This is a genomic window from Ructibacterium sp. SJQ-7 (assembly GCF_054696575.1).
On record NZ_CP195193.1, the window covers coordinates 1941398 to 1964722 of the forward strand.

Genomic DNA, 23325 nt, shown 5'->3' on the forward strand with positions numbered 1-23325 from the left:
CAAAAATCAACAAAACTCGTTTGGTTTAGTTTTAGCCAAACGAGTTTTATTTTTTACTCCCTGAGATTTTCTTTGAGTTTTACTTTTCGATATTCTTTTGGTGACATACCAATGTATTTATGAAACAGTCTGCTGAAATAAAGCGAATTGGTGTATCCAACCATATTTGCAATTTCAGTAATGGTGTAGTTCGTATTTTCTAATAAACTTTGTGCGTTGGAGATTCGCAACTTTAAGATATATTGCAGCGGACTGGAACCTGTGATTTCTTTAAAGCACTGAATAAACCAACAGTTGCTAAGCCCTCTGGATTCGGAGTACTCCTCAATGCTGATTTCTGTGTTGTAATTTTTAAGAAAATAGTGCATCGCAAAAGCAACTTCTTTTTCACTGGTGCTGCTGAATTTCTTTGCACTCATGATTGCACGGCTTATCAAAATAAAAATATTTCGCAGCTGCAAAGAAATCAATTCATCATACCGTGGTCTGCAAAGCTGCAATTCCTGAATCATCTGACCAAATAACCACTGATAATCGGGAGATGTTCCGATATAGAGAATATTATTTTGCAGGTTGATATTGTAATACTCTAAAATTTCTTCTACTTCATTTCCGGTAAAATGCACCCAATAAACATCGGTTTGATCTGCACGATAATAAACATATTCCTGTGGTTGATCCGGCAAATATACAATAATATTTCCGGCTGAAACCGTTTTTTCTTCTCCATGAATGAAAAAATGTCCTTTTCCGGAGGCAATATATAAAAGCTGATAATCTTTTCTTCCCTTCGGACGATGTGTTACTACTTCAGAACGATTTTTCACACGATAATTTCCACAGCTTGTTACAATCAAAGGTTTCGTATTATCCACTACAGTAGATGTAGAGTTGTTCAAATAGGCAACATTTATAAACATAAAAAGCATCTCCTTGCTTCTATGACTATAGTATATCACACCTGAGCACTGATTGCAAGAAAAAACCTAAACTTTGTGCATATATTTTATAACTTTGTGTATTTTTTAGGCCGTTTTGTGTGGTATAATAGAGTTAAGAAATGAGAGAAAAGAATTAAAAAAAGACGTCTTTCATTGTAATTCTATGTTGAATTCAATAAAAATTCTTTATACTCAAAAAAAATAATCATCTATTCTGACGATGGCATTATTTCGCTTTTGCAAGATGAAAAGCAGTTCGTATCATTCATTATGGGAAAATTCTGTCCATGTGGGCATACAAACAATGAAAGGAGCTCTATTATGAGCAAAGAAAAAACATACTTAAAGTGGTATAACAAAGTCGGTTATGGTTCTGGCGATGTTGCAGGGAACGTTGTCTATGCATTGCTGACATCATTCGTAATGATCTATCTTACCGACACGATTGGATTAAACGCAGGTGTTATTGGCGTTCTCATTGCTGTATCGAAGATTTTTGATGGAATAACAGACATCATTTTTGGTACGTTGATTGATAAGACACATACGAAAATGGGCAAGGCAAAACCGTGGATGCTTTATGGTTTTATCGGCTGCGCAATTACCTTGATTGGTGTATTTGCAATCCCGATGAACATGGATAATTTTGCTCAGTACGCATGGTTCTTTATCTGCTACACACTTCTTAACAGTGTATTTTATACAGCAAACAACATCGCATATTCTGCTCTGACCGCTCTTGTTACAAAGAACAGCAAGGAAAGAGTTCAGATGGGTTCTTATCGCTTTATCTTCGCATTTGGAACAAGCCTCCTGATTCAGGCTGTTACATTCCAATTTGTTGAAGCAATGGGCGGTGGTGCAAATGGCTGGAGAACAGTCGCAATTATTTATGCGGTTATCGGTCTTATTGTAAATACAATTTCCGCTCTTTCTGTAAAGGAACTTTCTGATGAGGAACTTGCAGACAGTGAAACAAAAACAGAAGAAACCAAATACAGTTTTGGAGAAGCATTCAAAATTCTCGCACACAACAAATATTATGTGATGATCACAGTAACCTATATTTTGCAGCAGTTCTATGGTGCGATGATCGGTGTTGGAACATACTATGCAAAATATGTTCTCGCAGATGAGAATATGTTCGGCACATTTGCGTGGTTTATCAATATTCCTTTGATTATCGCCTTGATCTTCACTCCTACCATCGTACAAAAATGGAACGGCATATATAAGCTGAACAAATACAGCTACATGGTAGCAACAGTTGGCAGACTTCTGGTAGCAGTTGCCGGATACATGGGAAACATTCCGCTGATGCTTGCATTTACAGCACTTGCAGCACTCGGTCAAGGTCCATGGCAAGGTGATATGAATGCAGTCATCGCATCATGTTCTGAATATAGCTGGCTTACCAAACACAAGCACGTTGATGGAATCATGTACTCCTGCACATCACTTGGTGTAAAAATTGGTGGTGGACTTGGAACAGCAATTGTCGGTCTTTTGCTCGACTTTAGCGGATTCAAGGGCATTTTGACAGTACAGCCTGATTCTGCTATCAATATGCTTCACATTATGTATCTAATCGTTCCGTTTGCACTGGATCTGATCATCGCATTTATTCTTTCTAAGATGAATGTTGAAAAGGCAAATGCGGAAATCAAAGAAAAACTTGGAATATCCGAAAATGAAGTTGTGATGGAATCACAGAACTAAAATGGAGGAAACAATATGAAATATACACTCGACTGGCTGACCAATCCGGAAGTGTTTGCAGTCAACAGAATTGCCGCACATTCCGACCACAGAATCTATGCAAACCATTTGGAAGCCGATGCAGACAATTCCTCTCTGATTCAGAATCTGAACGGCACCTGGAAATTTGCGTGGGCAAAGAATCCATCTGAATGGCAGCAAAAGTTCTATGAAGAAAGCGACAGCACTGACAATTTTGACAACATTCAGGTTCCGGGACACATGGAATTGCAGGGATACGGCAAACCGCAGTACGTCAACACAATTTATCCTTGGGAGGGACAGGAGCATCTCCGTCCTCTGTTTATCTCTGAAAAGGACAACCCTGTCGGCAGCTACGTCAGATATTTTGACTTGAACGATGCTCTGAAAAATAAGCGTGTATTTATTTCTTTTCAGGGTGTGGAAACTGCTATGTATGTCTGGCTGAACGGCGAATTTATCGGCTACAGCGAAGATTCTTTTACACCGTCTGAATTTGAACTGACACCATATATTCGTGAAAAGGGCAACAAACTTGCTGTCGCAGTGTTCAAGAGAAGTTCTGCCAGCTGGCTGGAAGATCAGGATTTCTGGAGATTCTCCGGCATTTTCCGTGACGTATTCCTTTATGCGGCACCGTCTGCCCATGTTCGTGATATGAAAGTGATTTCAGATTATGACGGTACAAACGGTATCTTCTCTGCAACGCTGGATATTGTGGGCAAGTGTTCTGTGAAATCGATCTTGACAGATGAAAATGGAACGGTCATTGCAGAATCCAATGAAAAGGAATCCGTAAACTGGACAATTGAAAATAGCAAGCCTTGGAGTGCCGAAATACCGAATCTCTATACGTTTACAGTGATTCTGACAGACGAAGACGGAAATGAAATCGAGGTCAGCAGAACCAAAGTCGGATTCCGCCGATTTGAACTGAAAAACGGAATCATGTGTTTAAACGGAAAACGTATCATTTTCAAGGGCATCAATCGACACGAATTTGATGCGAAAACAGGCAGAGCAATCACAAAGGAAGATATGCTGTTTGACATTCAGTTCATGAAGAAAAACAATATCAATGCAGTTCGTACCTGTCATTATCCGAACAATTCTCTTTGGTATCAGCTTTGTGATACATATGGCATTTATCTGATTGATGAAACCAATCTGGAAACACACGGTACATGGCAGAAGCTTGGTGCAACAGATCCGTCTTGGAATGTACCGGGTTCACTTCCGGAATGGAAAGAAGCTGTACTGGACAGAGCAAAATCGATGTATGAACGTGACAAGAATCACGCAAGTGTTCTCATCTGGTCTTGCGGAAACGAATCCTACTGCGGAGAAGATATTGCTGCAATGTCGGAATATTTCAGAAGTGTAGACCCGACAAGACTGGTGCACTATGAGGGCGTTACAAGAGTTCCGAATCATCAGTATGATTCTATCACGGATATGGAAAGCCGTATGTACGCAAAACCGCAGGAAGTGGAAGAATACCTGAAACAGAATAACGGCAGACCGTATATCAGCTGTGAGTATATGCACGCTATGGGCAATTCTCTTGGCGGTTTGAGCCTTTACACTGACCTTGAGGACAAATATGAGGCTTATCAGGGTGGTTTCATCTGGGACTACATCGATCAGGCAATCGAAACCAAAAATGACGACGGGAAAACGGTTCTGGCTTATGGCGGAGATTTTGAGGACAGACCAAGCGATTACGGATTCTGCACCAATGGTGTGATCTATGCTGACAGAACCTATTCTCCAAAGGTTCAGGAAATGAAGGCTCTTTACTCCAACATCAGAATGTCCATTCAAAACGGAATGCTTACCGTAGAAAACCGAAATCTCTTTGCAGATACAAATAACTTGTCCTTTGTTGTACGATTGGAAAAGAACGGCGTTGTTCTGAAATCCGATACATTTTCTCTGAATGTTCCTGCCGGAGAAAGCAAGACACTGAAACTGACACTTCACAAAATAGACAGTGCAGGAGAATATGTTTATCATGTTTCCGCCGTTACCGCAGATCAGACACTATGGGCAGATGCAGGGCACGAAATTGCCTTTGCACAGGAAGTGTTTGAAGTGAAAGATAATCAGATTCCGGAAACCACATTGCAAAAGCCGACAATTGTATACGGTGATGTTATCATTGGTGTTCACGGAGAAAACTTCTCCATGATGTTCGACAAAAAAGAGGGCGGCATCAGTTCTCTGAAATACAATGATTTTGAATATATCACACGCACACCAAAGGTCAGCTTCTGGAGAGCAATGACGGACAATGACACCGGTGCTTCCGAGCCATACAATCTTGCACAGTGGTATGCCGCAGGCAAATTTGCAAAGTATAAAACCGTTTCATGGCTGGAACAGGAAGATGCTTTGAAAATCACATTCACATATCAGGCTGCCTGTGTTCCGACTTTTGAGTTTACTGTAACCTATACCGCACACTTTGACGGAAAGCTGGGCGTAAGTGTAAATTATGTAGGAGTAAGAGGAATGTCCGATATGCCGGTTCTTGCATTGGACTTCAAGATGAAAAAACAGCTTTGCAATTTCCAGTATTACGGACTCGGTCCTGATGAAAATTACAGTGACCGATGCAAAGGGGCAAGACTGGGATTGTGGAAATCTACAGCAGAAGAAAATCTTTCCGGTTATCTCAATCCGCAAGAATGCGGCAACCGTACCGGTGTAAGAACGCTCTCAATCCATGATGATATGCAGCATGGTCTGACGTTCCAAAAGGCATCTGCTCCGTTTGAAATGAGTGTACTGCCATACAGTGCCTATGAACTCGAAAACGCAATGCATCTGGATGAACTTCCAAGTGTTCGCTACACATGGGTCAGAATCGCTGCAAAGCAAATGGGTGTCGGCGGCGATGATTCCTGGGGTGCACCGGTGCATGAGGAGTACAGAATTCATGCAGATCAGCCGATGAAATTGGAATTTGTAATTATGCCCTTAAGATCGTAAGAAGAAAGTAAAGCAATGAAAATATAGGATTTTCAAGACAATGTTACTTGTGGTGGATTTGATAATATCTTCGCAAATATTTATAAGCCACAGGATATAGAAAGTCAGAAATCACGATTATGAGTGCTGTGGAGAAATTCACAGCACTGTATCCGAATAGAAATGATATACACGTTTATTCTGCTCCGGGTAGGACAGAAATCGGCGGTAATCATACCGATCATCAACATGGCTGTGTCATTGCAGGAGCAGTTGACTTAGATGTTATCGGTGTTGCAGCATTTCATGACGAAAACATCATCAGAATTAAATCAGAGGGATTGCAGCTCGCTTTAAGGATTTAGGTGTAGAAATTTCCGGATTTGATTATGTATACAACTTCAAATGTACTTGTTGGAAGCGGTATTTCTTCTTCTGCTGCATTTGAAACATTGATTGCAACGGCAACAACGGCAATTGACAGCTATTACAATAACAATCAGATTGGAGCGGTTGAAATCGCAAAAATCGGACAATATGCAGAAAATTTTTATTTTGGCAAGAAAAGCGGATTGATGGATCAGATGGTTTGCTCCATTGGTGGATTTGTTTTTCTTGATTTTCAAAACATTCAAAATCCATGTATCCAACAAATTGATTTTGACCTTTCAAAAACCGGCTATTCATTGATCATCACAGACACCAAAGGAGATCATTCTGATTTGACAGATGATTATGTAGACGTTCGTACAGAAATGGACGAAGTTGCAGAATATTTCGGCAAAAAGGTTCTTCGTGAAGTTGATGAAAATCAATTTTGGGATAATCTCCCTGATATTAAAAAGAAGATTTCTGACAGAGCTGCCTTGCGTGCAATTCACTTTTTTGGCGACAATTATCGTGCAAAGGCAGAAACGGAAGCTCTCAAAAACAACAGATTTGAGGATTTTCTCACGCTTGTAAACGAATCGGGAGATTCCTCCATGAACTATCGAGAGTGTGAGATTATTTCTGTAAAATTAATTTTTCTATGATAAAATACTTAGTTTTATTTGGGCAGATAAGCAAAATTCAGCTTATCTGCCTTTTTGTAATATAGCACGGATTTTCTCCCGCGTCAAGAGCGGTCTTGTAAAAGACCGTATTTTTTACACTATATATCTGTATATCTGTAAAAATATATGCTAAACAAGTCGTCCGTCATACATGATTGACAATTCTCCGTAAACTCTGCCCCAATTTCTAAGTGGCATTGTCCACTTCTTTGTTGCTTCAAATGTTGCCAAATACAGTGCCTTTAGAAGGGCTGTATCGCTCGGGAATACGCTCCTTTGGCTATTCAATCGACGTAGTACACTATTAAGGCTTTCTATTGCATTTGTTGTATACATGACTTTTCTGACTTCGGCGGAAAATTTGAACATTGGTGATAAAACATCCCAATTTTCCTCCCATCTTCTCATCGCATTAGGATATTTTTCTTGCCATTTTTTTGTGACACTCTGCATACGCTCGTATCCACTTTCTTCATTCGGTGCATGATATATGCTCTTTAAATCATTTGCAAATGCTTTTTTGTCTTTTTCCGCTACATATTTCAACGTATTGCGCACTTGATGGACAATACAACGTTGATACTCCGTATTTGGATAGGCTGCTGCTATTGATTCCTTTATCCCTGATAAGCCATCTGCACATAATATCAATATATCCCGTACACCACGATTTTTGAGTTCATTTAAAACTCCAAGCCAATATTTCGCACTCTCATTTTCACCTATAGTTATGCTTAAAACTTCCTTCTTACCCTCATCATTTACACCGAGAATTATGTATGCAGCTATCTTCTTTACTATATGCTCTTCACGGACAGAAAAGTGGATTGCATCAATAAAAACTATCGGATACACAGCTGATAAAGGGCGTTGTTGCTATTCCTCTATTTGTGGTAATATTTTATTTGTAACGGCAGTTACCATACTTTCACTTACCTCAAAACCGTATATATCTTCCACAATATCAGAAATTTGTCTTGTTGTCATACCTTTTGCCGACATAGCAATGATTTTTTGTTCTATTTCTGATATGTCCTTCTTTCGCTTAGGGACTATCTGCGGTTCAAAATCACCGTCACGGTCTTGTGGAACATCAATAGGGATTTCCCCATAAGAACTACGAAGTTTTTTATGTTTTACTCCATTTCGATAATCAGGATTGTCACTGCGTTCATATTCATCATAACCTAAATGCTCATCCAGTTCAGCTTCCATCATTTCCTGAATAGTACCGCCTAATAGATCCTTTAATGCTTCTTGAATATCTTCTGCTGTTTTGATGTCATATTCCTGAATCAATCCGGCAATGATATTCTTCTTTCCTTCACTCATTCTTTCTCGTCTACGTCTTGCCATAAAAAATTCCTCCTATGATTTATTTATATTCTATCATAGAAGGATTCTTTTTTACAGACTTTTTCTCACACTCTCGAGCAACCACCCTTTCAGCAGCACAAGCCAGCGGCAAAGGCCCTTGCTCAAAATGTGCAAGATAATATGAATATAAAGGCAAGTCTTATTTAAATAGGCTTGCCTTTGTTATTGTAATTCCAACATTCGAAGTTGATCATTAATATCGGAATTGTGTCTTGAACTTGCCGGATGATAATCATTTATTATTTTTTCATGTTTTATGCTTAAATTATTTAATGTTCCTCCTGTGCCACCACATACTATAATATACGGATTAATAATTTCTATTTCTTTTAAAATATAACAATGATACTTCACGACATAATGCTTTAGATGTGCAAAGTTTGTTAAATCGAATCCGCCAAGAGAAGGGGCATAGTCTTGGATTAATAGCATAAAACAGTCTACCAATATATCCCTCTCACTTTCGCTCAATTTAGATAGTTGTATTTTAATTAGGCTTATTTTAACGCTTCATAGCAAAAATAAATGACAAAATATGTGCAACATATAGGATTTATAATCTACGATTTAATACGTTCTATAATCTCAGATAACTTATATTGTGAATCTTTGTTAATTTCCGGCTTTATAATATTAGGATTAAACATATCTTGTATCATTCTAGAAATAGATTTAGATGAAAGATTGTTATGGGTATTATAATCATCTATATTATATGGTGAATATAATGCTAAATATATCGCATCTATTGTTTCTGCAATCTCTGTACTATCTGTATAATTGTGATAAATACATAATTTACTCAATATACTTGCAATTGTATATTGCACATGTGCTTGAGATATTAGTATTTTTTCATTTCCTATTTCTTCATAGTTATTTCTCATCATGTCATGTGAAATTTTAGACATTTTCAGAGCACTGGTTAAATATTTTTCAGGGTCAGTATTATTATGATAATCTGAAAAACGGAAATAACATTTAGCATTTTGGTGTAAAAATTGAGCATCATTTGCTAATATTTTATGTAGTTCTTTATATAGATATACAGTTAATGGTAACTGGCCTCTGGATTTATTAAGAAATATACGATTAATTGTATCAAATAAAATGTATTCTCTACAAACACTATGCTGTCTATATTTAGAAGAACCTGCATTATCTATCAATTTAGTAATGATATATTTATATGCATCCGATATTACTGAATAATTATTTTTATTTGTAGCAAAGTTACCTAAAGCGTTACATAGCCAATACTGTGCATTAACAATATACTTTATTGTTGATAAATCAGTTGAGTCTTTTTCAATCTTGGTTGATAAAGTTTTGTCTATGTATGGTGAATAAAGTTTTATTGCATCTTCTATTTCACTTTCTAACCCTAGTTTTATGATGTCTAAAGAATAAATTTTTTCTTTTGTTGCTAAAACTATTAATAATGCCAATTCTTTATAGTTCATAGTTGGTAAAGGGACATATTCGAATTTTCCTTTTTTGTTCATAATTTGATTAGCTCTTATTAAATTATCAATTATAGAATATTTTTTTTGGAATATGGGCAAATCCACATATGGAAGTAAATTATTAATTAAGTCAATTTCGTCTGTATCTAATTTATTATCCAATTCATATTCTATTAAATTATTATAATTCAAGCTGGATTCCTTTATTCTTAGTTTTATTAAACCAGAAATATCATTATCACGTGTATTTAGCGCTAAAACAACATCACTGTTATTATTGCTTATAGTATCAGAATTTAATAATAATAAATCTATTTGTTCTCTACTTAATGCTCCTACGTCAAATATCATAACAGCATTTTTCATTTCAGTTAAATTTCTAAAAGCAATAGCATTTATTCTTACCCTACTATCGAAAAATAGCTTTTGTCTATCTTGAATTCCTTGATATATATTAATTAATAAATATGATTTGCCAGATACAGCTGGCCCATGGATAATATGAATTTTATGTAATTTTATATTCTCCAATATTTCTTTGCAGACTGTTCGTTTGATGAAAAAATATGGAATGGAAATAGTCTGTTTTTTTAAATCATTTAAATTTTTGCAATAATAAAAATAAGAGGCATTATCATCAGGATTTTTTGAAAGTGTTCTAATAGGTATATTTTGATAATTCTCCAACTCATCCTCTGAAATTTTTGTTGATTCTATCCAAATATCTAATAGTGAATCATACATATTATCAAAAGAGTCAAAATATATTATATCAGTAATTCCAAAAGATTTATATGAAGATTCCTGTAAACGCGATGGTTTCCCTTTGACAAAAATGAACTTTCTGGTAGATGGAGCATTTTGTTGTGATATTGGTAAAGAAGAAAGTGTTTTTAAGTCTATTTCATCTTCTAAACTACATCCAAAGAAAAGAATGTTTTGGTTTATAAAATCGTTTTTTAATTTATTTAATAATGACACATTTTTTGTTAAGCTATCTGCATATTCTTTACTAGTGAAAATTTTACAATCACTATCTTCATATGTAATAATATCTTTTATGTCTCCGTGTAATTTTATTACGCATTTATTCTCGTTATATATTTCGTCATATACTTCACGATTAGATATTATTACAAAATTATAATTGCTGTTATTTTCGATAGCATCATCTATATTTAGTGTATAAATGTATGGCCACTCGATTTTAAAGAATTTTTTTCTATGTTCATCAAGATTTACTCTAAAAAAATTGTTCCTAAAATATTTTATACGTATGGAATTATCAATGATTTCATCATCTTCGTATATCTCGCATATTTTTGAAAAGGACATAGAGTTAATTAATTTTGTATCATTGTCATCAGATGTTAATGAATTGATTATAGTGTCTATCATCATTTTTTTATAATCATTTCCTGATGGAACATTGCCATTATAACTATTTGCACCACAGGATAGACCAGAGCCTACAACTGGAACTAATGATTTATTTTTAAAGCAATAAAATAAGTCATCTTTAAATTCTTCAATTTTTCCGACTTTCATTATATAATCTCCTTGTATTTTAATTATTTGTGTATGTGTGAATTTATTAAGCTACTAATATGTATATCTAATTATAAATTTATAATTTGCAATCTCAAGAATGATTTATACTTACTATTTATCATATTTTCTGTTTATCACACGTACTGAAAGATGAGATGCTATATACTTTTATTTTATATTATTTTACCATACATTTTTTTAAAATACCATACTAATTTTGCATTTTGCATATTTATTTCGATTTTTCCAAAGTTATAAATATATAGTATATATGTGAATAGTCACAGACTAAATAAATTGAAAAGGAGGGCTGAGATGTTTAATGGAAAAAGATTTGTTACAAGTGGGACTGCAGAGAAAGTACCGTTGGAATTACAAATGATAATGTGGAATATGATTGACACCATGGACGAACCAAGGGACTATTTACAAGTATTCGACCTATCGGAGGAAAACGGAAAACAGAAGATTGTTCATTCACAAGAATAACCGGAATATGAAAAGGAGTATCTGTTTGAAACAGGTACTCCTTTTTTGTGTGCAAAGATTTTTGTCATAGACGATGTGACACATTCAACAATGCTATTTAACTATGAATATTAACGGAGGAAAAGAAAATGAGTGAAGAAAATAAAAATGTACGATGTGATTTATGCGGGGAAGAAGTAAGTTCTCAAAATGCAATAAGATTTGACGGAACGATATTATGTATCGACTGTTTTAATCAACGAGTGACGGAGTGCAGCCATTGCGGCAGAAGTATATGGCGTGACGATTCGAGGAACGGCGAGTATTGCCAAGATTGCTACGACAATCTATACGAAACTTGTACCGAATGTGGTGATGATGTTTGCCGAGATGATGTGTGTTATCACAACGATGAACCGTACTGCCAAAACTGTTATGATGAAATAAATGATTCTATAATACATGACTACTATTACAAACCGGATCCGATATTTTACGGCAAAGGACAACCGCATTACGGCATAGAGATTGAAATAGATGAAGGCGGTGAATATGACGATAATGCCGAGAGAATTTTGAATATAGGCAATCGAATTAACGAGCATATTTATTGTAAACATGACGGCTCACTTGATGATGGTTTTGAAATTGTAAGTCACCCTGCGACTTTGGAATATCATACAAATACAATACCTTGGAAAAAGATTTTAGACAAAGCACTTGAAATGGGATATTACAGTCACAACAGCGGAACGTGTGGACTTCATGTGCATATAAACAGAGCGGCACTCGGCGAAAGTGTAGAGGAGCAAGAAAACACTATTGCAAGAATTGTGTACTTCTTTGAGAAGTTTTGGGATAAGATATTGAGATTTTCTCGCCGTACCGAAACTCAAGCGGACAGGTGGGCGTCAAGATACGGTTGCAGTATGGATAATCCTAAGGAAAGCCTTAAAGGTGCGAAAACATCTGGACTTGGACGATATACGGCAGTTAATCTTACAAATACATTTACCGTGGAACTGAGAATATTCAGAGGTACTTTAAGGTACAAAACCTTTATGGCTACGTTGCAGTTTGTGGATTTGCTTTGTGAAATGGCGATAAATCTGACGGACGAAGAATTTCAGACAATGACATGGAAAGAGTTTGCGAAAACAGTATCAGCAAATAAAGCGGAACTAAAGGAATACTTGAAGATAAGAGGATTGGAGGAATAGGATATGTGTGGATTGTATGGTGTGCTGTCATACGGAAATAAGATAAAAGACATGGCAGAAATAACGGAGGCACTTGCCGTTGAAAGTGCGGTAAGAGGTACAGATGCAACCGGAATTGCATATAACAAGAACGGTAAAATGACTGTATTCAAGAAAAGTAAAAGTGCATATGAAATGAGTTTTAGTGTCCCTAAAAATACAGTTGTAGTAATGGGACATACTCGTCATGCTACACAAGGGACACTAAACTTCAACGGCAATAACCATCCGTTTAAAGGAATGTGTAGCAACGAAGAATTTGCACTTGCACATAACGGCATAATTTGTAATGACAAAAAGTTAAGACGTGAACTTAGACTGCCGTCAACAATTATTGATACCGACAGCTATATTGCGGTGCAATTAATTGAATCACAAAAGAAACTTGATTTTAAGAGCCTTAAATATATGGCTGAAAAGGTTGAGGGTAGTTTTTCATTTTCGGTGCTTGATTCAAATGATAATATTTACATAGTCAAGGGCGACAGTCCAATATCAATATTGCATTTCAAGAAAAGACAAGTATATGTGTATGCGTCAACAATATCGATACTTTGGAAAGCACTTGTTGATACGGAGTTGTTTCACGACTTGAAACGTGGAGATTATGAAGATATTGAAATACAAGACGGCGAAATACTTAAAATATCGAATAAAGGTAAGATACAGAAAACTAAGTTTGATTTTGACGAATACGGAAGCTACGGTTACGATTGGCGAAAGGGATTTGAATATTCAAATGCCAACGAGTATGTAGATGACATAAAGAGCGTCGCACAGTATTACGGGTATGACAGCGATGAAATCGACTGTTTGCTAAATAGCGGCTTTACGCCGGAGGAGGTGGAGGAAATGTTGTACGCAGATGATTTCTTGGAAGTGTAACACCAAACAACAAGTATATTGAACAGCTGCTTTTCGGCTTGGTCGAAATATGTATAACAACGCTGCTCAATTACTACAACGACAAAAGAAATGAAAGGTAGAGTAATCTACCTTTCAATTTTTTTTGATATAATCAGAGTGTAGTGTATTTGACGAAAAGAAGGAGATGATTATGATTTTAATAGGATATGCGAGAGTATCGACAATAAATCAGAATGAGGATAGGCAAATACAGGAGCTGATTAAGTATGGAGTGGCGGAAAAGCGTATTTACATAGATAAGCAGAGCGGTAAAGATTTTCACAGACCGTCGTATATGAAAATGCTGAAACGGCTGAAAAAGGGAGATGTGCTTGTGGTGAAAAGCATTGACCGACTTGGCAGAAATTACAGAGAAATACAAGAGGAGTGGCGAATCATAACACATAAAAGGAATGCGGATATAGTTGTGCTTGATATGCCACTGCTTGATACAACTCGAAGTAAAGACTTGCTGGGTACATTCATAGCCGACTTGGTGTTGTAGCTGCTGTCATTTGTAGCGGAAAATGAAAGAATGAATATACGTCAAAGACAAGCCGAGGGCATTGCCGCCGCAAAAAAGAGAGGTGTAAAATTCGGTAGACCACCAATTCCGAAACCTGATAATTTTGATGAAATGTATGAATTGTGGAAAGACAAAAAAATAACAGCAAGAAATGCTGCTGAAAACTGTGATTTAACAATAGATACATTTTACAGAATGGTAAAAAAGTAAAATATGTTGCAAAAAGTATACTTTTTGCTTAGTAGATGCAATTTGTATAATGTTCCTACAAATATAGTAGCATATTCAACATTTTTTGTCAATAGGTTTGTAAAATTATCTGTTTTATAATTAATTTTTTAGTGTCGCAAAAAGTATAGATTTTCCGACAAATATTAATTTAAAGAAAGGAGAAGTTACAATGAGAGCAAAGATGGAACAATATAAAGTTGATGTTCGTGTAGATGGCAAAAGTGGTTATAGTACTATGGTTACAGCCAGCAGTACAACTGAGGCTAAACAACTAGCCAGATTGGATGTAGAAGGCAGAAACGGATTTACTAATAAGAAAATATCTATAGGATCAGCAATAAAAATTCGATAAAATTGCTATATGCGATAGTGATATTAAATTTGAATGAATGATAAAAGCCATGGGAAAATATTCCTGTGGCTTTTTATCCCCAATATATAACTATAAAACGAAAGTAAATTCTTTTACTTGAAATAATGCACACCTATACAAAAAATAAATTTTAATAGAAAGTAAGATAAAAAACATAGGAAATGTATATTGAACTTGTGTAAGCAAGACTATACTAAGAAAATAATATAAAATAACTATGAACACTGAAAGTTAATACTTTCGGTGTTTTTTTATTGGAGGCGAAGTTATGAAGAATTACAAATTTGGATATGCGAGAGTATCTACGGAGGAGCAGGTACTTGACAGACAGATTGATATGTTATCGGAGTATGGTGTGAATCAGATATACAGTGAGAAGATGACCGGAACGAAGCGTAATCGTCCGGAGCTTGAAAAGATGCTTGACAGATTATCGGAGGGGGATACGGTTGTTATAGAATCACTTTCAAGGTTAGGTCGTTCGACGAAAGATTTGATTGAACTTATGGAGCTATTTAATAAGAAAAAAGTCAATCTTGTTTCACTTAAAGAAAACATAGACACAACTACGGCAACCGGTAAGCTATTGTTTACATTAATAAGTGCTATAAGTCAATTTGAGCGTGACTGTATTGCAGACAGAACACGAGAAGGACTTTCCTCCGCTCGTGCGAGAGGACGAAAAGGCGGCAGACCACCGATAAGCGGTGAATTGATTGACAAGGCAAAACGACTGTACGATACAAAGGAATATACCATGTCCGAAATCGAAGAACTTACCGGAGTGAAACGTGCTACTTTATACCGACATTTAAAAAAGTAAAAATGGGTATGATATTTGCATAAAGGTAGGTTTTTGGGACGTTGATTTTGAGATGAGTTTTGATACAGAATTAAAGGTTTTGAAATGGGTTTATGATACAATTTCAAAATGTTTCAAAAACGATGGTTTTATATATGATGATTAATCAAGTCATTAATCAGTAAAATGATTGATGGCTTGATTTTTGATTGATGGAATGTTATAATCAAATCAAGAGGTGAGAGCGTTGACAAACAAACAACCGCCGTTTGAAATAAACGAGCGTATCATGGCAGATGTAATAGAGATTGCGGAGCTTGTAGGCAGAGTGAGTGTTACGGATAAAATATCAATGAATCCTACACTGCGACGAACAAACAGAATACAAACAATATATTCATCACTGGCGATAGAACAAAATACGCTTGACATAGAACAAGTCACTGCTGTTTTATCGGGCAAACGTGTTATTGCATCGCCAAAGGATATTGCGGAAGTGCAGAATGCTTATGAAATTTATGATAATATGGATAAGTTGAATCCGTACTCGATAGATGACCTTTTAAAAGCCCATAGTGTCATGGAACGAGGACTTCTTAACGAGGCGGGAGAATTTCGTTCACGTCCTGTCGGAGTGGCTGACAGTGAGGGTAATATACTTCATTTCGGAACTTTACCACAATATGTACCTAAGCTTATTCAAGAATTACTTGAATGGACGGAAAAAAGTGAAATTCATTTGCTGATTAAAAGCTGTGTATTTCATTATGAATTTGAACTTATACATCCGTTCGCAGACGGCAACGGTCGTATGGGAAGCTTGTGGCATACGTTGTTGCTTTCAAAATGGAATCCTATATTTGCATGGTTGCCGATAGAATCTATAATTCATGATAATCAGAGTGAATATTACAATGCTATCAACATTTCAAACAATAACGGTAAATCAACGGTATTTATCGAATTTATGTTGTCGGTTATCAAACAAGCATTGCAGGAAAGCATAAATGATAAGCCGAAAAATATATCATCAAAAAGTGATTTGAGGTGGAATAAAATTAATAATTACCTCGAAACACATGAGTATATTTTGAACAGTGATGTTCAAAAATTGCTGGGCGTCTCATCAGCTACCGCAACAAGAATATTAGTAGGTTTTATGAAGGACGGTAAACTGAAACGAATCAGAATTAAAAACTGTTGGGGTTATGTAATTATATGATACTGCTTTATTGATGATATAACAAACATTATTAGATATTGAAAGAGATGAATACATGAAATTATATAACGGAAGTGCATTTAAAATAGAAAATCCTAAAATATTAACAAGTGGATTTTACAAGGACTTTGGGTACGGATTTTATTGTACCAATATTGAAAAACAAGCAAAAAGGTGGGCAGCAACAAGAGGAAAACAACACATAGTCAATGTATATTCATATGTGGAAGATGAGAATTTGAAGATTTTGAAGTTTGACAATATGACAGAAGAATGGCTTGATTTTGTAATTGACTGCAGAAAAGGTATAGAACATGAGTATGATATAGTTGAAGGCCCGATGGCTGATGATACTATATGGGACTATATAGAAGATTTCATTGACGGCAAAATTACAAGAGAAGCATTTTGGGTATTGGTAAAATTCAAATATCCTACACATCAGATTGTATTTGCGACGGATAGGGCGTTGAAAACAATTCACTTTGAGAGGAGCTATGAAATATGAAAAATAAATTCTTTCCGGATGAAGAAATAACAGAAAATGATTTGTATTTTGTATGCTATATGATAGAACGTATTGCAAGAGAATTGCATCAAAGAAATAAATATGTTGTCAACAAAATCGGATATGATGAATTGGTTAATAAAATAAGCGTTGCAAATGTTTTGCATTGTGAGAATCCTTTGAAAATTGTTGATGAATGGATAAAGGAATATAATCTTGAAAAGGGTGATTTTGATATAACTGATGTTGACAAAGATTTGGCGGAAATAATTCCTACACCAACGCAAATGGGAAAAGTATATACGAGGTTGATACTGCAAACTCTTGACAGTAGTGAGGATTATGTTCAAGGATTAATCAGAGTGTATAATCACAGTATATGTGAGAAAATTGATAACTATAATTGTAGTGCGTTTTATGAACCTTCATATGTAATTACAAGAGCATATCTTGAAGGGGATTTTTGATTAATGTTAGAGGTTGAGTGAAAGGAGCTTTATTATGCCAAGGGGAAAAAGTATAGATAAAGAAATAAAAAACTATTATGAGATGTTTAAAGATTTTAAGAGCGATGATAAAGGCGAATTAAAAGATGTATATAATTATACAAATAATATTATTGAGAAATACTTAAAAGGTAATCAAGAACTTATTTGCAAATTATGCAAAATAACAAATATAAAGCAGGAAGATTTGAAAGATATGATATTAAAAGATGCTTGGTATCATATTTATGAAAATATATATTATTTAGATATAAGGTATAATATCGATAAAGATATAAAAAAAGAAAAATACAATAAAGAATATGGACTAAAAAGTGAAAAAGAATCTGATGTAATATCATTAAAAGATTATATGAGGTCTAAAAACTATAAAGATAAACAAAAAAGACGTTTTAAAGAAAGAATTGCAAATGCTCAACAATTAATTGAATATGATAATTGTGAATATATGTATTATGATATACCTAAAACGAGTAGTGTTTATCCTGATTATTACTCTGTTTATAATGAAGAAAATGGGAAAAATTATTTGTGTAAGCAATATTCCGATATTATTGATTTCTTCTATGAAGATAAAGTGACTAAAGGAAATATTAAATATCGTCTAAAAAACTATACCATATGGGATATAGATAAGTCGTGGCTTCCTGCAATTAAAGATTTCTATGGGGCAATCAGAAAAGGAAAAAATAATCTTTTTCAATTTCAACTATTAGAAAGATTATTTAAATTTAAGACTTTTCTATACATATATTATAACTTCTATAATGATGAAAATGTATATGATGTGATTCAATACGTTCAACCATTCACTGTATTTGGATATAGTGGTTGTATGCAGTATATTTTGGCAAATAATAAGACTTTAGTAGAAAACGACAGTATAAAAGAGTGTGCCAACATATTGTTTTCGGGCATATCAAACACTATAAAAAATGTTATAGGTAAAATAGTAACAGATATTTGGAAGTTGAAAACAAATAAAGAAAAAAGAAATTTGATTCGAACTTTAATGAAAGAAGTCAAAAAACAAGAAAATTTATTGGACGAATTTCAAAAGTTTTATGATTATGATTATAATAGTTTTGAAGCGGAAAAAGTTTCGAACGAGAATTTTGAATTGTATAAAGACATTTTATTTAGTTATGATTTGTATAAACGCGTATATACATTTGCATATGAATTATCTGAAAATAAAGAACCGGAAGAAAATTTATTTGAAGATGATGAAGACGATAATGGAGACGATGCGGATAAAGAATATCTTAATAATGTATATAAAGGAAAAATAGCTGAATTTTTCGCCTCAATAGAACCTGATGGATGTAATGGTGATGATGAAAATGAACATGATGAAAATCATGGAAAAGATGATGGCGGGGATGAGGAAGATGAACATGTATTGATGTATGATATAAGTAATGACATTGAAGACCCAATATATGATTTTGATTTTTCTAAGTTGTTGTCGTTGATTACTGAAAAACAATATAATGAGTTTTTGCGAGATGATGAAAAAGAAAATAACAAAGATGAAGACGATGATGACGATGATGACGAAGATGAACCTGATATAATTTAATTTTCTGAGTATTGGTATGATTTTAGTGAAAAAAATACTCCAGCTTTAAAAGCAAGGTAAATCCTTGCTTTTTTTAATGTAAGGATAAAATATTTGCGATTTTTGACTATGTGAACATGTTCTATAAAAACGGTGATTCAATTTTACAATTAAGGGATTTTGTTTTAGAATGAAGTCAATCCGGCGGAAGTTGGAAATACAAACTGGTAATTATTAAAGATTACTGTGGAAAAAGGAGAAGAAATTATGTCACAAAAAGAAAATCATAATCATAAGGCGGAGATAGAACGAGATTCTAGTGGTCGTTATCTCATCAAGGCATCATCAAAAGAAAATCTTGAAACTGAAGAAATTCACAACAGTAAGTCGCAGAAAACCATTAGCAACTTGGCTGATTGTGCAATCAGTGCAAATAACAAAAAAGACATTGAAACTGTCCAGTGTGATGCTAGTGGTCGATTTCTTATCAAATCATCAAAGCTGAATCAAGAAAAAGACACAAAAAGCAAGTCTGACGGATTACAACGTGACGCTGACGGCAGAATCATAATAAAGTCATCCGGGGCAATCAGAGAGGATGTTAAGTCGAATCAAAAAGATGCAATTTCAGAATCCACTAAGCAGTTGTTCGAACTGTTGGGCGATTTTGAGAAATCAGAAAAATCACATTCCGAGAAGTCAAAAACTAAACACAAAAGCTCCAAACGCTTTAAGGACCATTCATTAAAACGTAGGAAAATTAAGCAAATTGCACGCAAGGTTGAGAGACTGAAAGAGGAGGCTTTAAAGAGTGCCAGTCCGAACGTTTCATCAATTATAAGTGAACTATTTAGCGCAAGTAATTTTATTGCAAGCTGTCAAGATGAAATATATTATTACGACAAGGCACATGGGTGCTTTGTAAAACGTGTAGCATCATATGTTAAGCGTGATATTATGAATCAATTTTCTGATGATGAAAGGCTTGTAGTTTCGGCTGATAACGTCAACAAAGCATACAAACATCTACTGTTGAACCCAGATATTCAAAGGGATTTGACGCGGAAGATAAATTTGCCGCTGATTAATTGTGAGAACGGTGTCTACAACTTAGAAACGGGTGAGCTTGAAAAACACTCTCCGCAGTTTGGATTTACATCATACATTCAAGCAAAATATGATAAAAACGCCAAAGGCAAAGTATTCAAGCGATTTTTAAAAGATATTACAGCAGGCAATAAAGATAGCATTCAATTCTTGCAGGAAGTGATCGGCTACCTACTTTCAACATATGTTTGGGCGAAAAAGGCATTTATCTTCTATGGTGTACCGAATTCAGGAAAATCTGTACTTCTAAATGTAATCGGTAAAATTATTGGAAAGGAAAATGTGAGCAATGTCGCTTTACAACAATTATCAGATTCATGCCATGTTGCACAATTAAAGGACGCAACAGTGAATATCGCATCAGATTTACCGCAAGCACCTATTAAGGATATCGGAGTTTTTAAGAGTGTCGTATCAAGCTTGGATGTGATAGAGACTAAGGAATTATACAAAAATCCAACCAGTCAGCCATGTTATTGCAAGCTTGCATTTGGAACAAATCAATTTGTACCTCTTAATCGACTTGATGCCAACAATGCTGCAGCATTTTTTGAACGACTTATTATTGTTCCATTCACAAAATCAATTCCGGAAGGGGAAAGAAATTTAAGCCTTGCTGAAGACCTTTTCGAAGAGCGTGATTATATTTTAACGTGGGCAATCAAAGGTTTAAAACGTTTGGTTGAAAACAACTTTGTATTTAGTCTGACTAAAGAGTCGAAAGATGTTTTGCTATTGTATAAATCGCGCTATTGCCCGGAGCAAGTCTTTTTTGAAAAATATCTTGAATTTAAGGAAGATTCGCTTATATCAAGAGTAGAAGTGCAAAAGCGTTATGAGGAATTCGCATACAAAAGGAACATAAATGTTAAGTCGCATGACATACTGAACTATATCACGTTGAACTATTCACAGGTCAAGTTAGAACGTAAACGAATTAACGGTTCTAAAAATCCGATTGCTGCTTATGAAGGTTTAGCTTTTACAAAGTAAAACTTGTGCCGCTGTGCCGAAATTTTTCACAAAAGTTTTTTATAATATATCTATATTATATCATATTTTAAAAAATTTTTCAAGTTTTTTCGGCACACCGGCACATATAACATGGAATTTAATTCATACCATTTTATAGGAGGTGATACTATGCACATTAAAATCAAACCGCCTAAGAGTAAGCAAATATTTGAGTCGGAATTGTTGAAGATACTTTCGAGGAAACCAATTAAGCGCAGATAATTATACATAAACCAAGTGGAAAGGAGGTGCGGTATAATGAGAATGGCGGCATATTGTCGTGTCAGCACAGAGAAAGAGGAACAGCTATCTTCTCTTGAAAATCAACGTGAATTTTTCGAGCAGTACGCCGATAAAGAGGGCGATACGTTGGTGAAAATATACGCTGACGAGGGTATCAGCGGCAAAAGCATGAACAAGCGTGAAGCGTTTACTCAACTTTTGGAAGATTCCAAAACTGGAGCATTTGACTATGTTGCGGTAAAAGATATAAGCCGATTTGCCCGTAACACGTCTGATTTCTTATACGGTATCCGCACCTTGCGTTCCAATGGTGTTGATGTCAGATTTCTGTCGAATAATCAGACGGTTATAGGTGAAAGTGAATTTGTATTGACGGTGTTTGCCGCACTTGCACAAGAGGAAAGTTCTAACTTGTCCAAACGTGTAATTTTCGGTAAACGTCAAAATGCAAAAAAAGGTCGTGTCCCGAATGTGGTTTACGGCTACAATAAAATAGATACATACACGCTTGAAATTAATGAACAGGAAAGCTATATTGTGCAGTTGATGTTTAAGTGGTATATAGAGGGGGAAGGCACGAGGCGGATAGCCATTAAATTAAATGAAATGGCTATTCCGACAAAAAAGCAAGCTAAATGGGTTCCTAAAACCATACGCAGGATTTTGCAAAATCCGATATATATAGGTAAGATTATAAATAATAAAAGCGTCACAAAGGATTTCCTTTCGGGAACAAGAGAAGCAATTCCGCCGGAAGAATGGTACATACATGAACGCCCCGAACTTAGAATAATCAGCGATGATGATTTTGAACTTGTTCAGCAGAAAATTAAAGAAAGACAAGAGCAATATAAAAATGACAATCCCGGCAACAGATTTTCAAATCGACACTTGTTTTCAAATTTGATTGAATGCGGTGAGTGTGGCAAAAGCTTTACCGCAAAGGTGTATCAATGGAAAAATCGTTATGTGAGATACCGTTGTTGTGTGCATAACAATAACGGTAATGCTCATTGTACAAACAGTGTCACTGTTGATGAGCAGGAACTGCTAAATGAAGTCAAAGCATATCTGCTTACGGCAATAGAAGATAAAAAAGCGTTTGCGGATAAGCTGATGAAACAATATCAAGCACAAACAACAAATGTTGATGTGTCAAAATTGACTGATACAAGACAGTCGCTTGAAAAACGTCGGAGTAAATTTAAAGAAATGTTTGCGGCGGATATTATCACAATGGACGAACTCAAAAAAGAAATGTCTGCCATTGATGAGGGTATGCGAAGTATTGATGATGAATTAAAAGTGTATGATGAAATTCAGAAAAAAGCCACTCATATTGATGATATTCATAAAGATATTGAGCAAATTCTCATGCAAAACGAATATACAAACGACGATATGCGGCGGATAATTGAAAAGATAGTTGTGTATCCGGATAAGTCGGTAGAGATATTTATGAAGTAAAATATAACGTTGATAAAGGTAAAAATTTA

The 23325-nt window shown here is 35.1% G+C and carries 18 protein-coding genes and 2 pseudogenes; 16 read left to right on the forward strand and 4 right to left on the reverse strand.

Annotated elements, in window-relative coordinates; all coding sequences use genetic code 11:
- Positions 1-53: 53 nt before the first annotated feature.
- Complete coding sequence (locus ACSAMO_RS08370; protein WP_499209100.1) at positions 54-920, reverse strand: helix-turn-helix domain-containing protein; 867 nt, start codon at positions 918-920, stop codon at positions 54-56.
- A 342-nt stretch (positions 921-1262) separates the two neighbouring features.
- Here ACSAMO_RS08370 and ACSAMO_RS08375 point away from each other — a divergent pair, with 342 nt between their 5' ends.
- The 4 genes from ACSAMO_RS08375 to ACSAMO_RS08390 all read left to right on the forward strand — a co-directional run bounded on the left by ACSAMO_RS08375 (position 1263) and on the right by ACSAMO_RS08390 (position 6688).
- Positions 1263-2660 (forward strand): MFS transporter, encoded by a 1398-nt coding sequence (locus tag ACSAMO_RS08375; RefSeq protein WP_499209101.1) that lies wholly within the window; start codon positions 1263-1265, stop codon positions 2658-2660.
- Positions 2661-2675: 15 nt separating this feature from the next.
- A complete protein-coding gene (gene lacZ, locus ACSAMO_RS08380) occupies positions 2676-5675 on the forward strand; it encodes a beta-galactosidase, LacZ type (protein WP_499209102.1) in 3000 nt (999 codons plus the stop codon).
- Between the two features lie 119 nt (positions 5676-5794).
- Positions 5795-6019 (forward strand): galactokinase family protein, encoded by a 225-nt coding sequence (locus ACSAMO_RS08385; protein WP_499209103.1) that lies wholly within the window; start codon positions 5795-5797, stop codon positions 6017-6019.
- A gap of 24 nt (positions 6020-6043) precedes the next feature.
- Positions 6044-6688: a GHMP family kinase ATP-binding protein gene (locus ACSAMO_RS08390; protein WP_499209104.1), complete on the forward strand. Its 645-nt coding sequence runs from the start codon at positions 6044-6046 to the stop codon at positions 6686-6688.
- A gap of 150 nt (positions 6689-6838) precedes the next feature.
- On the opposite strand, the pseudogene ACSAMO_RS08395 reads toward ACSAMO_RS08390, so the two are convergent.
- The 3 genes and pseudogenes from ACSAMO_RS08395 to ACSAMO_RS08405 all read right to left on the reverse strand — a co-directional run bounded on the left by ACSAMO_RS08395 (position 6839) and on the right by ACSAMO_RS08405 (position 11100).
- A pseudogene (locus ACSAMO_RS08395) lies at positions 6839-8065 on the reverse strand (IS256 family transposase).
- A gap of 183 nt (positions 8066-8248) precedes the next feature.
- Positions 8249-8533 (reverse strand): hypothetical protein, encoded by a 285-nt coding sequence (locus ACSAMO_RS08400; protein ID WP_499209105.1) that lies wholly within the window; start codon positions 8531-8533, stop codon positions 8249-8251.
- Positions 8534-8646: 113 nt separating this feature from the next.
- Positions 8647-11100 (reverse strand): SIR2 family protein, encoded by a 2454-nt coding sequence (locus ACSAMO_RS08405; protein WP_499209106.1) that lies wholly within the window; start codon positions 11098-11100, stop codon positions 8647-8649.
- A 318-nt stretch (positions 11101-11418) separates the two neighbouring features.
- Between ACSAMO_RS08405 and ACSAMO_RS08410 the strand changes: the two genes are divergently transcribed.
- From ACSAMO_RS08410 to ACSAMO_RS08465, 12 genes and pseudogenes are all read left to right on the forward strand, one after another.
- Entirely contained in the window at positions 11419-11592 is a 174-nt protein-coding gene (locus ACSAMO_RS08410; RefSeq protein ID WP_499209107.1) for a DUF960 family protein, read from the forward strand.
- A gap of 128 nt (positions 11593-11720) precedes the next feature.
- Positions 11721-12791, forward strand: coding sequence for an amidoligase family protein (locus ACSAMO_RS08415; RefSeq protein ID WP_499209108.1), 1071 nt, complete (start codon positions 11721-11723; stop codon positions 12789-12791).
- 3 nt (positions 12792-12794) lie between these two features.
- On the forward strand, positions 12795-13715 hold the full coding sequence (locus ACSAMO_RS08420) for a class II glutamine amidotransferase (protein WP_499209109.1): 921 nt from the start codon (positions 12795-12797) through the stop codon (positions 13713-13715).
- Between the two features lie 166 nt (positions 13716-13881).
- Positions 13882-14472 (forward strand): annotated as a pseudogene (locus tag ACSAMO_RS08425) (recombinase family protein).
- A 190-nt stretch (positions 14473-14662) separates the two neighbouring features.
- Entirely contained in the window at positions 14663-14845 is a 183-nt protein-coding gene (locus tag ACSAMO_RS08430; protein WP_412294303.1) for a hypothetical protein, read from the forward strand.
- Positions 14846-15134: 289 nt separating this feature from the next.
- The gene (locus tag ACSAMO_RS08435; protein WP_499209110.1) at positions 15135-15689 is read left to right on the forward strand and encodes a recombinase family protein; all 555 of its coding nucleotides are present in this window, start codon (positions 15135-15137) and stop codon (positions 15687-15689) included.
- Positions 15690-15915: 226 nt separating this feature from the next.
- Positions 15916-16890, forward strand: coding sequence for a Fic family protein (locus tag ACSAMO_RS08440; protein ID WP_499209111.1), 975 nt, complete (start codon positions 15916-15918; stop codon positions 16888-16890).
- Between the two features lie 55 nt (positions 16891-16945).
- Positions 16946-17398, forward strand: a complete 453-nt coding sequence (locus tag ACSAMO_RS08445) for a DUF3990 domain-containing protein (RefSeq protein WP_337870327.1) — start codon at positions 16946-16948, stop codon at positions 17396-17398.
- Positions 17395-17865, forward strand: a complete 471-nt coding sequence (locus ACSAMO_RS08450) for a hypothetical protein (RefSeq protein ID WP_337870325.1) — start codon at positions 17395-17397, stop codon at positions 17863-17865. The genes ACSAMO_RS08445 and ACSAMO_RS08450 overlap by 4 nt, the downstream gene beginning before the upstream one ends.
- A gap of 34 nt (positions 17866-17899) precedes the next feature.
- Positions 17900-19486, forward strand: a complete 1587-nt coding sequence (locus ACSAMO_RS08455; RefSeq protein WP_499209112.1) for a hypothetical protein — start codon at positions 17900-17902, stop codon at positions 19484-19486.
- Positions 19487-19732: 246 nt separating this feature from the next.
- Positions 19733-21565 (forward strand): DNA primase family protein, encoded by a 1833-nt coding sequence (locus ACSAMO_RS08460; protein ID WP_499209113.1) that lies wholly within the window; start codon positions 19733-19735, stop codon positions 21563-21565.
- A 279-nt stretch (positions 21566-21844) separates the two neighbouring features.
- The gene (locus ACSAMO_RS08465; protein ID WP_499209114.1) at positions 21845-23296 is read left to right on the forward strand and encodes a recombinase family protein; all 1452 of its coding nucleotides are present in this window, start codon (positions 21845-21847) and stop codon (positions 23294-23296) included.
- Positions 23297-23325 lie beyond the last annotated feature (29 nt).

What these genes read in the sequence shown, in the direction of transcription:
- ACSAMO_RS08385 (WP_499209103.1), top strand. Translation starts at nt 5,795, where the DNA reads ATGAGTGCTGTGGAGAAATTCACAGCACTGTATCCGAATAGAAATGAT.
- ACSAMO_RS08450 (WP_337870325.1), top strand. Translation starts at nt 17,395, where the DNA reads ATGAAAAATAAATTCTTTCCGGATGAAGAAATAACAGAAAATGATTTG.
- ACSAMO_RS08435 (WP_499209110.1), top strand. Translation starts at nt 15,135, where the DNA reads ATGAAGAATTACAAATTTGGATATGCGAGAGTATCTACGGAGGAGCAG.
- ACSAMO_RS08390 (WP_499209104.1), top strand. Translation starts at nt 6,044, where the DNA reads ATGTATACAACTTCAAATGTACTTGTTGGAAGCGGTATTTCTTCTTCT.
- ACSAMO_RS08410 (WP_499209107.1), top strand. Translation starts at nt 11,419, where the DNA reads ATGTTTAATGGAAAAAGATTTGTTACAAGTGGGACTGCAGAGAAAGTA.
- ACSAMO_RS08430 (WP_412294303.1), top strand. Translation starts at nt 14,663, where the DNA reads ATGAGAGCAAAGATGGAACAATATAAAGTTGATGTTCGTGTAGATGGC.
- ACSAMO_RS08370 (WP_499209100.1), bottom strand. Translation starts at nt 920, where the DNA reads ATGTTTATAAATGTTGCCTATTTGAACAACTCTACATCTACTGTAGTG.
- ACSAMO_RS08460 (WP_499209113.1), top strand. Translation starts at nt 19,733, where the DNA reads ATGTCACAAAAAGAAAATCATAATCATAAGGCGGAGATAGAACGAGAT.
- ACSAMO_RS08455 (WP_499209112.1), top strand. Translation starts at nt 17,900, where the DNA reads ATGCCAAGGGGAAAAAGTATAGATAAAGAAATAAAAAACTATTATGAG.
- ACSAMO_RS08415 (WP_499209108.1), top strand. Translation starts at nt 11,721, where the DNA reads ATGAGTGAAGAAAATAAAAATGTACGATGTGATTTATGCGGGGAAGAA.
- ACSAMO_RS08445 (WP_337870327.1), top strand. Translation starts at nt 16,946, where the DNA reads ATGAAATTATATAACGGAAGTGCATTTAAAATAGAAAATCCTAAAATA.
- ACSAMO_RS08465 (WP_499209114.1), top strand. Translation starts at nt 21,845, where the DNA reads ATGAGAATGGCGGCATATTGTCGTGTCAGCACAGAGAAAGAGGAACAG.
- ACSAMO_RS08420 (WP_499209109.1), top strand. Translation starts at nt 12,795, where the DNA reads ATGTGTGGATTGTATGGTGTGCTGTCATACGGAAATAAGATAAAAGAC.
- lacZ (WP_499209102.1), top strand. Translation starts at nt 2,676, where the DNA reads ATGAAATATACACTCGACTGGCTGACCAATCCGGAAGTGTTTGCAGTC.
- ACSAMO_RS08405 (WP_499209106.1), bottom strand. Translation starts at nt 11,100, where the DNA reads ATGAAAGTCGGAAAAATTGAAGAATTTAAAGATGACTTATTTTATTGC.
- ACSAMO_RS08375 (WP_499209101.1), top strand. Translation starts at nt 1,263, where the DNA reads ATGAGCAAAGAAAAAACATACTTAAAGTGGTATAACAAAGTCGGTTAT.